At 69.0% G+C, this 11,745-nt stretch carries 15 protein-coding genes and 1 tRNA gene; 6 read left to right on the top strand and 10 right to left on the bottom strand.

The annotated features are described in order from the left end of the window. Positions 1 to 20: 20 nt before the first annotated feature. Together PV679_RS00585 and PV679_RS00580 are read right to left on the bottom strand one after the other, a co-directional pair. Positions 21 to 323 (bottom strand): GroES family chaperonin, encoded by a 303-nt coding sequence (locus PV679_RS00585; RefSeq protein WP_319678497.1) that lies wholly within the window; start codon positions 321 to 323, stop codon positions 21 to 23. A gap of 104 nt (positions 324 to 427) precedes the next feature. Further along, positions 428 to 748, bottom strand: coding sequence for a DUF3618 domain-containing protein (locus tag PV679_RS00580; RefSeq protein WP_319678162.1), 321 nt, complete (start codon positions 746 to 748; stop codon positions 428 to 430). Between the two features lie 149 nt (positions 749 to 897). Here PV679_RS00580 and bcp point away from each other — a divergent pair, with 149 nt between their 5' ends. The 3 genes from bcp (at position 898) to PV679_RS00565 (ending at position 3,200) form a co-directional block, all read left to right on the top strand. Then, a complete protein-coding gene (gene bcp / locus PV679_RS00575) occupies positions 898 to 1,365 on the top strand; it encodes a thioredoxin-dependent thiol peroxidase (protein WP_319678161.1) in 468 nt (155 codons plus the stop codon). 157 nt (positions 1,366 to 1,522) lie between these two features. Next, positions 1,523 to 3,031: an MFS transporter gene (locus tag PV679_RS00570; protein ID WP_319678160.1), complete on the top strand. Its 1,509-nt coding sequence runs from the start codon at positions 1,523 to 1,525 to the stop codon at positions 3,029 to 3,031. Positions 3,032 to 3,111: 80 nt separating this feature from the next. Then, positions 3,112 to 3,200: transfer RNA gene (locus tag PV679_RS00565), tRNA-Leu, on the top strand. A gap of 53 nt (positions 3,201 to 3,253) precedes the next feature. On the opposite strand, the gene rdgB is transcribed toward PV679_RS00565, so the two are convergent. The 4 genes from rdgB to PV679_RS00545 all read right to left on the bottom strand — a co-directional run bounded on the left by rdgB (position 3,254) and on the right by PV679_RS00545 (position 5,569). After that, positions 3,254 to 3,856 carry an RdgB/HAM1 family non-canonical purine NTP pyrophosphatase gene (gene rdgB / locus PV679_RS00560; RefSeq protein ID WP_319678159.1) on the bottom strand — a complete coding sequence of 201 codons (603 nt, stop codon included), beginning with the start codon at positions 3,854 to 3,856 and terminating at the stop codon, positions 3,254 to 3,256. Between the two features lie 51 nt (positions 3,857 to 3,907). Next, entirely contained in the window at positions 3,908 to 4,315 is a 408-nt protein-coding gene (locus PV679_RS00555; protein WP_319678158.1) for a hypothetical protein, read from the bottom strand. 114 nt (positions 4,316 to 4,429) lie between these two features. Then, complete coding sequence (gene rph, locus PV679_RS00550; protein ID WP_319678157.1) at positions 4,430 to 5,167, bottom strand: ribonuclease PH; 738 nt, start codon at positions 5,165 to 5,167, stop codon at positions 4,430 to 4,432. A 168-nt stretch (positions 5,168 to 5,335) separates the two neighbouring features. Beyond that, the gene (locus tag PV679_RS00545) at positions 5,336 to 5,569 is read right to left on the bottom strand and encodes a PTS glucose/sucrose transporter subunit IIB (protein WP_319678156.1); all 234 of its coding nucleotides are present in this window, start codon (positions 5,567 to 5,569) and stop codon (positions 5,336 to 5,338) included. 286 nt (positions 5,570 to 5,855) lie between these two features. Between PV679_RS00545 and PV679_RS00540 the strand changes: the two genes are divergently transcribed. Together PV679_RS00540 and PV679_RS00535 are read left to right on the top strand one after the other, a co-directional pair. Beyond that, positions 5,856 to 7,130 carry a PTS transporter subunit EIIC gene (locus tag PV679_RS00540; RefSeq protein WP_319678155.1) on the top strand — a complete coding sequence of 425 codons (1,275 nt, stop codon included), beginning with the start codon at positions 5,856 to 5,858 and terminating at the stop codon, positions 7,128 to 7,130. 271 nt (positions 7,131 to 7,401) lie between these two features. Then, on the top strand, positions 7,402 to 8,652 hold the full coding sequence (locus tag PV679_RS00535; protein ID WP_319678154.1) for a PTS transporter subunit EIIC: 1,251 nt from the start codon (positions 7,402 to 7,404) through the stop codon (positions 8,650 to 8,652). Positions 8,653 to 8,733: 81 nt separating this feature from the next. Here PV679_RS00535 and PV679_RS00530 read toward each other — a convergent pair whose 3' ends face one another. Continuing rightward, a complete protein-coding gene (locus tag PV679_RS00530; protein WP_319678153.1) occupies positions 8,734 to 9,486 on the bottom strand; it encodes an MBL fold metallo-hydrolase in 753 nt (250 codons plus the stop codon). Positions 9,487 to 9,718: 232 nt separating this feature from the next. Between PV679_RS00530 and PV679_RS00525 the strand changes: the two genes are divergently transcribed. Beyond that, a complete protein-coding gene (locus tag PV679_RS00525; protein WP_319678152.1) occupies positions 9,719 to 10,180 on the top strand; it encodes a type II toxin-antitoxin system PemK/MazF family toxin in 462 nt (153 codons plus the stop codon). Positions 10,181 to 10,267: 87 nt separating this feature from the next. Here the strand turns inward: PV679_RS00525 and PV679_RS00520 are convergent, their stop codons facing one another. From PV679_RS00520 to PV679_RS00510, 3 genes are all read right to left on the bottom strand, one after another. Further along, on the bottom strand, positions 10,268 to 11,218 hold the full coding sequence (locus tag PV679_RS00520; protein WP_319678151.1) for a cysteine synthase: 951 nt from the start codon (positions 11,216 to 11,218) through the stop codon (positions 10,268 to 10,270). Next, entirely contained in the window at positions 11,218 to 11,520 is a 303-nt protein-coding gene (locus PV679_RS00515; protein WP_319678150.1) for a MoaD/ThiS family protein, read from the bottom strand. Before PV679_RS00515 ends, PV679_RS00520 begins: the two co-directional genes overlap by 1 nt. A gap of 100 nt (positions 11,521 to 11,620) precedes the next feature. Further along, entirely contained in the window at positions 11,621 to 11,737 is a 117-nt protein-coding gene (locus PV679_RS00510; protein WP_319678149.1) for a putative leader peptide, read from the bottom strand. Positions 11,738 to 11,745 lie beyond the last annotated feature (8 nt).

The following is an 11,745-nucleotide window of genomic DNA, read 5'->3' as shown; positions in this document are numbered from 1 at the left end:
GGACGGTTGCGGGAAGACGGTTACAGATAGAGGCCCGTGGAGTCCTCGGAGCCCTCGAAACGGTCCGCCGCGACCGCGTGCAGATCGCGCTCCCGCATCAGCACGTACGCCACTCCGCGCACCTCGACCTCGGCGCGGTCCTCAGGGTCGTACAGCACCCGGTCACCCGGTTTCACGGTCCGTACGTTCTGCCCCACGGCCGCCACTTCGGCCCAGGCCAGCCGACGGCCGACCGCCGCCGTGGCGGGGATGAGGATGCCGCCGGACGAGCGGCGCTCGCCCTCCGGGATGTCCGTCCTGACCAGCACACGGTCATGGAGCATCCGGATGGGCAACTTGTCGTGGGTGTTCTCGCTCACGCCCCAGAACCTACCTGTCCATGGCCGCACCGGCCGCCACAGGGGTCACTCGCGGCGGGCGGCTCGCGTCATTCCCTGCGCCGCCGCATCGACACCGCGAGCAGTCCGGCGACCCCGACCGCGAGCAGCGCCACCGGAACGAGCCGTTCCAGTCGTGGCCCGCCGTCGACTCCGACGAACTGCGCCCGTACGCCCGACACCGTCCTGTTGACGGCCACGAACGCGCGCCCGGCCGTCTGATCCACGCGGGAGACCACCCGGGCCTTCGCGTCGCCGATGATCGTCTTCGGATGCACTCGCACCCCGATCTCGTCGAGCGTCTCGGCAAGCTGCCCGCGCCTGCGGACGATGTCCGCCTCGATCTGCGCCGGGGTCCTGGAATCCGACACCGCGCTGCCTCCGTCGTCGTGTCCGGTGAGTCCTTCGTCAGTACTTCAGCAGTACTTCCTCGACAGTCTGTCAGCTTCGCCGTGCCCGCACCCGGCGGCACCCCCGATTACGCTCGGCCACGTACACCCGACCTCCACCGAGGAGAACCATGAGCGAGCGACTCAACCCAGGCGACACCGCCCCCGCCTTCACCCTGCCCGACGCGGACGGCAACGACGTATCGCTCGCGGACCACAAGGGACGCAAGGTCATCGTCTACTTCTATCCCGCGGCGCTCACCCCCGGCTGCACGAAGCAGGCCTGCGACTTCACGGACAACCTCGACCTGCTCGCCGGCGCCGGCTACGACGTCATCGGCGTCTCGCCGGACGCGCCGGAGAAGCTCGCGAAGTTCCGGGAGAAGGAGAGCCTCAAGGTCACACTGGTCAGCGACCCGTCCAAGGCCGTGCTGGAGGCGTATGGCGCCTTCGGCGAGAAGAAGATGTACGGCAAGACCGTGACCGGCGTGATCCGCTCGACGATCGTCGTCGACGAGGACGGCAAGGTCGAGCACGCGCTGTACAACGTGCGGGCCACCGGCCATGTAGCCAAGATCATCAAAGACCTGGGTGTCTGAGGCACCGCGCGATTCCCGGTCCGAGGGCGCCTGACCGGGGTCCCACCCGCGTGGGACCCCGGTTGACGACCGCCGTGACCGCGCGGAGGCATTCCTGGCCCGTGCCGGAACATCCCGGACCGATCGCCCCGTCTCCGCGAGGGAAAGGACGCGCGCCATGGCCGGCCAGGAGCACGACGACAGCGCCGACCCCGCCGCGGTCCGACGCCATCACGCCCGCTCCCGCACCGCCGGCCCGCGCGAGAATCCGGGGCTGCGCCGGTCCGACATCACCGTCACCGACGAGCGCGCGGTCAGGCGGGCCGTGAAGGCCGCCGCCCTCGGCAATGCCATGGAGTGGTTCGACTTCGGCATCTACAGCTATCTGGCCGTCACCATCGGCCATGTCTTCTTCCCGTCGGGAAACTCCACGGTCCAGCTTCTCGCCTCCTTCGCGACCTTCGCCGTCGCCTTTCTCGTGCGGCCGGTCGGCGGCATGGTCTTCGGCCCGATGGGTGACAGGGTCGGCCGCAAGAAAATCCTCGCTCTGACGATGATCATGATGGCGATCGGCACCTTCGCCATCGGCCTGATCCCCTCGTACGCCACGATCGGTTTCTGGGCACCGGTCCTGCTGATCTTCTTCCGGCTGGTCCAGGGCTTCTCCACCGGCGGCGAGTACGGGGGCGCCTCGACCTTTATCGCGGAATACGCTCCCGACAGGCGCCGGGGCTACTACGGCAGCTTTCTGGAGTTCGGCACGCTCGCCGGATATGTCGGCGCGGCGGGCCTGGTCACCGCGCTGATCGCCTGGCTCAGTCCCGACACCATGGACGCGTGGGGCTGGCGTGTGCCGTTCCTGGTCGCCGGGCCGCTCGGTCTGGCCGGTCTGTATCTGCGACTGCGGCTCGACGAGACACCGGCCTTCCAGCGGCTGGAGTCGGAGAACGCGCGCGCCCGCGAGACGGCGGACCCGGCACGGACCACCGCCGTCAGCGGCAAGAACGGTCTCGGGACGATCTTCCGGCAGTACTGGCCGACGCTGATCCTGTGCGTCGCCCTGGTCGGCGCGTACAACATCACGGACTACATGCTCCTGTCGTACATGCCCACCTATCTCGCCGACGAGCTGGGTTACAGCGACACCCATGGTCTGCTGATCCTGCTGGGCGTCATGGTCTGTCTGATGCTCGTCATCAACCAGGTCGGCAGGCTCAGCGACCGGTTCGGCCGCAAGCCGCTGCTGATGGCGGGCATGCTCGGCTTCCTCGTTCTCTCCCTGCCGGCGTTTCTGCTGATCAAACAGGGCAGCATCCCGGCGATCGCGGCGGGCACGCTGATGCTGGGCCTGTCCCTGGTCTGTCTGCTCGGCACGATGTCGGCCGCCCTGCCCGCGCTCTTCCCGACCGGCGTCCGGTACGGCTCGCTCTCGGTGGGCTACAACCTCTCCGCGTCTCTCTTCGGCGGCACGACTCCGCTGGTGATCACCGCGCTCATCGGCCTCACCGGCAGCGAGCTGATGCCCGCCTACTACGCCATGGCGGCGGCGCTGGTCGGTGTGGTCGCGGTGCTGCTGATGGCGGAAACGGCCGGAAAGCCGCTGGCCGGCTCTCCGCCTTCGGTCAGCACGGACGAGGAGGCGGCGGAACTGGTCCGGGCCCGGGGCCGGAGCGCCGACCTCCGGTGAAGCGCCCACCGGCGCCGTCATGTCACCGTCGCACGCCCGCTCCCCCGCGAGTCGGCGGCCCGATAGCATGGTTGGGGCGAGCGGCCGTGGCGCAGCAGGTTGACGCGATCGGTTTAGGTCCGATTTGTCCTTTTGGACTAGGTGGGTTCGAGTCCCACCGGCCGCACCATCACCGAAGGGCCGTCCCGTGCGGGGCGGCCCTTCGGCGTACGGCGGCCGGTGTCAGCCCAGCAGCTCCCGGACCACCGGGACCAGCGCGCGGAACGCCTGGCCGCGGTGGCTGATCGCGTTCTTCTCCGCGGCCGACAGCTCCGCGCAGGTGCGCGTCTCGCCCTCCGGCTGCAGGATCGGGTCGTAGCCGAAGCCTCCGCGGCCTGCCGGGCGGTCGCGCAGGGTGCCGCGAAGACGGCCCTCCACCACTCTCTCCGTGCCGTCCGGGAGAGCGAGCGCCGCCGCGCAGGCGAAGTGCGCGGCCCGGTGAGGCGCGGTGATGTCGGCGAGCTGCGCCAGCAGCAGCTCAAGATTGGCGGTGTCATCGCCGTGCCTGCCGGACCAGCGGGCGGAGAAGATACCCGGGGCGCCACCGAGGACGTCGACACAGAGGCCCGAGTCGTCGGCCACGGCGGGCAGGCCGGTGGCGTCGGCCAGCGCGTGGGCCTTGAGGAGAGCGTTCTCCGCGAAGGTGACGCCGGTTTCCTTGACGTCGGGAAGGTCGGGATAGGCGTCCGCGCCGACAAGGTCGTGCGGCAGACCGGCGCCGGCGAGGATGGCCTTGAGTTCGGTGATTTTCCCGGCGTTGCGGGTGGCGAGGATCAGGCGCGTCATGCCACCAGTATCGGCCCGCGCGCGTCGCGGAGATCCAGCCCGGCCCGTCGCTCAGGGCGCGCAGACCTTACCGATCTCCGACGCGGCGTCGGTGACGGGCGCGAGGTCCGGGGTGGCGTCGCCGCCGTCAATGGACGTACGGACGTTGTCCAGCGCCTTGTCGAGATCGTCGACGGCCTTGCCGAGGTCGGCGTTGTCCGTCGTGTCCTGGAGCTTGTCGAGTTCGCTGTCGATGTCGTCGAGTGCCTGATTGACCTGGAGCGGGTTGTCACCGGCGTTGGAGACGGCCTGCTGGAGGTTGCCGACGCTGCTCACGATGGTGTCGGCCGTCTGCACGCAGTCCAGCGCCTTGTCGAGGGCGCCGCAGCCGGCGGCGAGCGGCAGGGCCAGTGCGGCGGCGGCGAGCGCGAGAGTGACGCGGCGGCGGCGGACGGACGCGGACTGTACGAACGCGGGCATGGAGCGGTTCCTCCCGGGAGCTGCGGACGGGTCAGGAGCTACGGACGGGCGCACGGTTCGGCCCGTGCGCCCGTACGGTGAAAGACGCGCCGAGGACGCGTCTTGGTTGCTTCTTTACCTGGCGAGCGTCTCGTCCAGAGCCGCCTGCTGAAGCGCGGCGAGATCGACACAGCCGGCGGTGGCGAGGTCGAGGAGCGCGTTCAGCTCCTTGCGGTCGAAGGGCTCGGCCTCCGCGGTGCCCTGGACCTCGACAAAACGGCCGTCGCCGGTGCAGACGACGTTCATGTCGGTCTCGGCGCGCACGTCTTCCTCGTAACAGAGGTCGAGGAGCGGAGCGCCGTCGACGATGCCGACGCTGACGGCGGCGACGGTCCCGGTGAGCGGACGGCGGCCGGCCTTGACGATCTTCTTGCCCTGGGCCCAGGCGACGGCGTCGGCGAGCGCGACATACGCGCCGGTGATGGCGGCGGTACGGGTGCCGCCGTCGGCCTGGAGGACATCGCAGTCGAGGACGACGGTGTTCTCACCGAGGGCCTTGTAGTCGATGACGGCGCGCAGGGAACGGCCGATGAGGCGGCTGATCTCGTGCGTCCGGCCGCCGATCTTGCCGCGGACGGACTCCCGGTCACCACGGGTGTTGGTGGAGCGGGGCAGCATCGAGTATTCGGCGGTGACCCAGCCTTCGCCGCTGCCCTTGCGCCAGCGGGGCACGCCCTCGGTGACAGAGGCGGTGCAGAAGACTCTGGTGTCACCGAAGGAAATGAGGACGGAGCCCTCGGCGTGCTTGCTCCATCCGCGTTCGATGGTGACGGGACGGAGCTGTTCGGAGGTGCGGCCGTCGATTCGAGACATGGCGTGAGCCTATCCGGACATGCGTGAGGGGCCTGCTCCGATGGTGGGATCAGGCCCCTCAGTGGTATGCGCACAGCCGGCTCCGCCGTGCGAACGGCCGCGCGCCACCGGCCGTCGACGGCGCCGCCAAGCGCTCAGGAACAGGGCGGACCCGGCTCCCGGGGTCTTTCACATCATGTCTTCGATGTCGGCGGCGATCGGGTCGGCGTCGGTGCCGATGACGACCTGGATCGCGGTGCCCATCTTGACCACGCCATGGGCTCCGGCGGCCTTGAGCGCGGCTTCGTCGACGAGGGAGGCGTCGACGACTTCGGTACGGAGGCGGGTGATGCAGCCCTCGACCTCTTCGATGTTGTCGAGCCCGCCGAGCCCGGCGACGATCTTCTCAGCCTTGGTGGCCATGTCTTTCTCCCTGACTCTCAAAAAGCTCTGCTGCGGCCCAACTCTGGTCCGTTTCGTCACGGTAACTCACGGTTGGACCATCTTCACGGGCGAGTGATCGACACGTAACGAATGATGGCGGTCACCGGCGCAGCCATGCCCGCGGCCGGCTCTCGGAAGCCTACCGCAACTGGTCTACACCAGTCCTGGCCGGCTTCTCGGAGTCGCCTGTTCCGGACCAGGAGAGAGCCGCCTGTGCCGGACGGGAGGACGGGAAACGGGAGGACGGCAGAACGGGAGTACGTCGATGAGCGCCGACAGCACGGCAGCGCGGCAGCCGGCGCCGGAGAGGCGATGGTGGAAAGGGCTGTTTCCCGGCCTCCAGAAGGTCGGACGGAGCCTCCAGCTCCCGGTCGCCGTCCTGCCCGCCGCGGGACTGCTGGTCAGTCTCGGCAATCTCTTCTCCGCGTATCTGCACGGACCCTTCTGGGACAAGACGGCGAAGGTGTTCAGCCAGGGCGGTGGCGCGGTCCTGGACGGCGCGTTCGGTCTGCCGCTGCTCTTCTGTATCGGGGTCGCGATCGGCTTCGCGAAAAAGGCGGACGGTTCCACCGCGCTCGCCGCGGTCGTCGGCTTTCTCGTCTATCACAACGTCCTGGCCGCCTTCCCGACGGCGGGCTCGGTGACCGGCGCGAGGCCCGAGGGCACACCGGAGAACCCCGGCGTACTCGGCGGCATCCTGATCGGACTGCTCACGGCGCTCGTCTGGCAGCGGTTTCACCGGACGAGGCTGGTCGACTGGCTCGGCTTCTTCAACGGCCGTCGCCTGGTGCCGATCCTGATGGCCTTCATCTGTGTCGTCCTCGGCGTGCTCTTCGGTCTGCTGTGGGGGCCGGTGGGCGACGCGCTGACCGCGTTCGCCAAGCGGCTCATCGATCTGGGCGCGTGGGGAGCGGGCATCTTCGGCGTCGCCAACCGGCTGCTGATCCCCGTGGGCCTGCACCAGTTCCTGAACACGTTCTTCTGGTTCCAGGCCGGCGAGTACAGAAAGCCGGACGGCACGGTCGTACAGGGCGATCTGACACGGTTCTTCGCCGGTGACCCGTCGGCGGGCCAGTTCATGTCCGGCTTCTTTCCCGTCATGATGTTCGGCCTGCCGGCGGCCGCGCTCGCCATCGCGCACTGCGCGCGTCCCGAGCACCGCAAGCGGGTCACCGGACTGATGCTCTCCGTCGCCCTCACGTCATTCGTCACCGGCGTGACCGAGCCTCTGGAGTTCTCCTTCATGTTCGCGGCGCCGCTGCTGTACGGCGCGCACGCGCTGCTCACCGGCGCCTCGATGGCGATCACCTGGGCACTCGGCGTGCACGCGGGCTTCAGCTTCTCGGCGGGCCTGATCGACTACGTCGTCAACTGGCATCTCGACACCAGGCCCTGGCTGATCATCCCGATCGGCCTGTGCTTCGCCGTCGTGTATTACGTGATCTTCCGCCTCGCGATCACCGCGTTCGACCTGCCGACTCCGGGGCGCGAGCCCGAGGAGCTCGAAGAAGCAGGCGAAGCGCAGAACACCAAGGCGTAGCAAGGCCGTTGATATCTCCGCCGCGCGCCGGACCGCCGCTTCGACGGGCCCTCGGATCCCGGTGGCGGCTTCAAGGTGGGCTTCCGCCGCCGTGCCGACTATGACCCAGACCACAGAATGACCAGGTTCCTTACGTCAGCCACACCATGTTACAACTGGTCTACACCAGTGGATGGTGTAGACCACGCGGCCGCGCGCCGTGTTTCTGAGGCGCCGCCGTCCCCCCTTTCTCCCTGTCCCCTGGCGGCGCCTTGCCCAATGGAGGAAGTTGATGAGTACGGCCACCGCTCAGGCGTCGCCCGCGAAAAAGCGGGGCTCCGGCGTGTTCCAGGGCCTGCAGAAGGTCGGGCGCAGCCTGCAGCTGCCGATCGCCGTGCTGCCGGCGGCGGGGCTCATGGTCCGCTTGGGGCAGAAGGATGTCTTCGGCCCCGACGGTCTCGGCTGGAACAAGGTCGCGTCGGTCTTCGACAACGCCGGCAGCGCGATCACCGGCGCCCTGCCGCTTCTGTTCTGTGTAGGTGTCGCCATCGGCTTCGCCAAGAAGGCCGACGGCTCCACGGCCCTCGCCGCCGTGGTCGGATTCCTTGTCTACCAGAAGGTCCTCCAGGCGTTCCCGGTCACTGAGGCGGTCGTCTCGAAGGGCGCCGACACACCTGCGGTCTTCAATGATCCGGGCGTGCTCGGCGGCATCATCATGGGTCTGCTGTCCGCGGTGCTGTGGCAGCGTTATCACCGCAAGAAGCTCGTCGACTGGCTCGGCTTCTTCAACGGCCGCCGTCTGGTGCCGATCATCATGGCCTTCGTCGGCGTGATCGTGGGTGTGTTCTTCGGCCTGGTCTGGGAACCGATCGGCGACGGAATAAGCAACTTCGGCGAGTGGATCACCGGTCTGGACGCCCTCGGTGCCGGTCTGTTCGGCGCGATCAACCGCGCCCTGATCCCCATCGGCATGCACCAGTTCGTCAACACCGTCGCCTGGTTCCAGCTCGGTGACTTCACCGACGCCGCCGGTGTCGTCGCCCACGGCGACTACGGCCGCTTCCTGGCCGGTGACCCCAGCGCGGGCATGTTCATGTCCGGCTTTTTCCCGATCATGATGTTCGGCCTTCCGGCCGCCGCGCTCGCCATGGCGCACGCCGCTCGTCCCGAGCGCCGCAAGGCCGTCCTGGGCATGATGCTGTCGCTGGCGCTGACGTCGTTCGTCACCGGCGTGACCGAACCGATCGAGTTCTCGTTCATGTTCGTCGCGCCGCTGCTGTACGTGATCCACGCGGTGCTGACGGCGCTCTCTCTCGCGGTCACCTGGGCGCTGGGCGTCCACGCCGGGTTCAACTTCTCCGCCGGTCTCATCGACTACGCGCTCTACTGGAAGCTCGACACCAGGCCCTGGCTGATCATTCCGATAGGTCTGGTCTTCGCGGCGCTCTACTACGTGATCTTCCGCTTCGCCATCGTCAAGTTCAACCTCACCACCCCGGGCCGTGAGCCCGAGGAAGAGGTCGAGGACCTGACCAAGGCGTAACCGCCGGTCACGAACGCCGCCCGACGAAGCCCCCGCCTCCATGAGGCGGGGGCTTCGCGCGTCGTGCGTCCCGACAGCCGGTCAGATCTCGTACACCCGGCCCGGGAAGGCCAGTTCGGCCGGGCCTCCGTACACCTCGCGGGCGTCGGCCAGGTTCCGTTCGCCGTCCGTCCAGGGCGGGATGTGGGTGAGGACGAGCCGGCGCACCCGGGCGCGGGCGGCGTGGGCGCCGGCCTCGCGGCCGTTGAGGTGGAGGCCCGGGATGTCCTCCTTGCCGTGGGTGAAGGCCGCCTCGCAGAGGAAGAGGTCGGTCTCCTCGGCCAGCTCGACCAGCGGTTCGCAGACTCCGGTGTCGCCCGAGTAGGTCAGCGACCGGCCGTCGTGCTCGATCCGTATGCCGAAGGTCTCGACGGGATGGGAGACCTTCTCCGTGTGGACGGAGAACGGGCCGATGTGGAAGGAGCCCGGTTTCAGCGAGTGGAAGTCGAAGACCTCGCTCATGGACTTGTCCGTCGGCGTGTCTCCGTAGGCGGTGGTCAGGCGCTGCTCGGTGCCCTCGGGTCCGTAGACCGGGATGGTGCCGCAGCGGCCGCCGTCAAAACGGTAGTAGCGGGCGACGAAGTACCCGCACATGTCGATGCAGTGGTCCGCGTGGAGATGGCTGAGGAAGATGGCGTCGAGGTCGTAAAGACCACAGTGGCGCTGCAGCTCGCCAAGGGCGCCATTACCCATGTCGAGGAGCAGCCGGAAGCCGTCGGCCTCTACGAGGTAGCTGGAGCAGGCCGAACCCACGGAGGGGAACGAACCCGAACAGCCGACGACGGTGAGCTTCATGGAGCGTGAACCTCCGTGGCGTGGAAGGGGGGCGACGGGGGTTGTGCGGTTTGTCGAGCCTAAAGCGCGAAACGGCCGGTCGCTCCTTCACCGCGTTGCGTTGTGTGCGAACTCACCTGCTCTGTCACCGGTTCGGATGGAGTGTGAGGCGGCCGTCGTACGTGTGTCGCGGCGGCCGGGACCGGAGTGCGCGAGGGGCGCGTCAGGCGCGGCGGGCCGGTACCTTCGGGAGATGGACACGACCTGGTGGCTCGCGCTGGCCGCGGTGGCGCTGATCGCGCTGATCGCTTCTGTGGTGGACGGACGGGGCCGGAGTCCGCGCCGGCCCGGTGGACGCACCCGGCCGCCCGGCGGCCCGGCGACCGGCCGCGTGACGCCGGGGGGAAAGCCGCGGCCGGGCGAGATCTGGTGGGCGGCGGTTCCGTTCGAGGACGGTCCCGGGTCGAAGGACCGGCCGTGTCTGGTGCTGTCGGTGCGCGGCGGGACGGTACGCGTCGCGAAGATCACCACGAAGAACCACGGCGAGCGGCCGGGCGTGATCGCGCTGCCGCCGGGCGCGGTGGGAGACACACGAGGGCGCGAGAGTTTTCTGGAGACGGACGAGCTGCGCGATGTGCGGCTGAAGGAGTTCCGCCGTCGGGTCGGTACGGCGGACGCGGTCCTGTGGGAGCGGGTCCGTCACCTGTCCCGCTGAAGGTCCGGACGGACCGCTCCTGTCCGACACCTGCCGCCCGGCCCGGGAGAGGCCACGCTCCCGGGCTGCGGGCTTACGGGCTGAGGCTCACGCCCAGAGCTGGCCGTGCAGGGTCTCGATCGCCTCTTCGGTGGTGGCCGCCGTGTAGACGCCCGTGGAGAGGTACTTCCAGCCGCCGTCCGCGACGACGAAGACGATATCGGCGCTCTCACCGGCCTTGACCGCCTTCTTGCCCACGCCGATCGCCGCGTGCAGCGCGGCGCCCGTCGAGACGCCCGCGAAGATGCCCTCCTGCTGGAGGAGTTCACGAGTACGGGTGACCGCGTCGGCGGAGCCGACGGAGAAGCGCGTGGTCAGCACGGTCTCGTCGTACAGCTCCGGTACGAAGCCCTCGTCGAGGTTGCGCAGGCCGTAGACGACGTCGTCGTAGCGCGGCTCGGCGGCGACGATCTTGATGTCGGGCTTCTGTTCCCGCAGGAAGCGGCCGACGCCCATCAGCGTGCCCGTCGTGCCGAGACCGGCGACGAAGTGGGTGACGGAAGGCAGGTCGGCGAGGATCTCGGGACCGGTGGTGGCGTAGTGCGCGCCCGCGTTGTCGGGATTGCCGTACTGGTAGAGCATCACCCAGGACGGATTCTCGGCCGCCAGCTCCTTGGCGACCCGTACGGCCGTGTTGGAGCCGCCCGCCGCCGGTGACGAGATGATCCGCGCGCCCCACATGGCGAGCAGGTCGCGGCGCTCCTGGGAGGTGTTCTCCGGCATGACGCAGACGATGCGATAGCCCTTGAGCCTGGCCGCCATGGCGAGCGAGATCCCGGTGTTGCCGCTGGTGGGCTCCAGGATCGTGCAGCCCGGCGTGAGCCGTCCGTCCTTCTCGGCCTGTTCGACCATGTGCAGTGCGGGACGGTCCTTGACCGAGCCGGTCGGATTGCGGTCCTCCAGCTTGGCCCAGATCCGGACCTCGTCCGACGGCGACAGCCTCGGCAGCCGGACCAGTGGCGTGTTGCCGACCGCCGCCAGCGGGGAGTCGTACCGCATCAGGACGAGTGGATGTCGAGAGCGCCGCCGGCCACGGCCGGAAGGATGGTGACGCTGTCGCCGTCGGCCAGCTTGGTGGAGACGCCATCGAGGAAGCGGACGTCCTCGTCGTTGAGGTAGACGTTCACAAAGCGGCGGAGCTGGTTGCCGGCGGCCGGGTCGACCAGCCGCTCCCGGATGCCGGCGTGGCGCGTTTCGAGGTCGGCGAAGAGCTCGGAGAGCGTGTCACCGGTACCCTCGACCGCCTTGGCGCCGTCGGTGTAGGTGCGGAGGATGGTCGGGATGCGGACCTCGATGGCCATGGCGTGGGCTCCTGTCGGGAGATGGCGTGACGGGCGCGCGGCTCGGGCCCCCGCGCGAGGGGGTGGTGCGAATGCGGAAGGCCCCGCTCGGGACCGGCGTTCAGCCGGCGGCGCTGTCGGGACAGATGGCACTGGCGAGACGGCACAGGTCGACGTGCAGCCGCGCGACGAGCAGCGGGCCGCTCGGCGTCTTGTCGCTCACGTCGTGGAAAACCATGCGGTCAT

The sequence above is a fragment of the Streptomyces sp. AK02-01A genome (assembly GCF_033795305.1).
Classification (GTDB): domain Bacteria; phylum Actinomycetota; class Actinomycetes; order Streptomycetales; family Streptomycetaceae; genus Streptomyces.
Note: the sequence above shows the minus strand (reverse complement) of the source record. Positions and strands in the feature narration are given on the sequence as shown.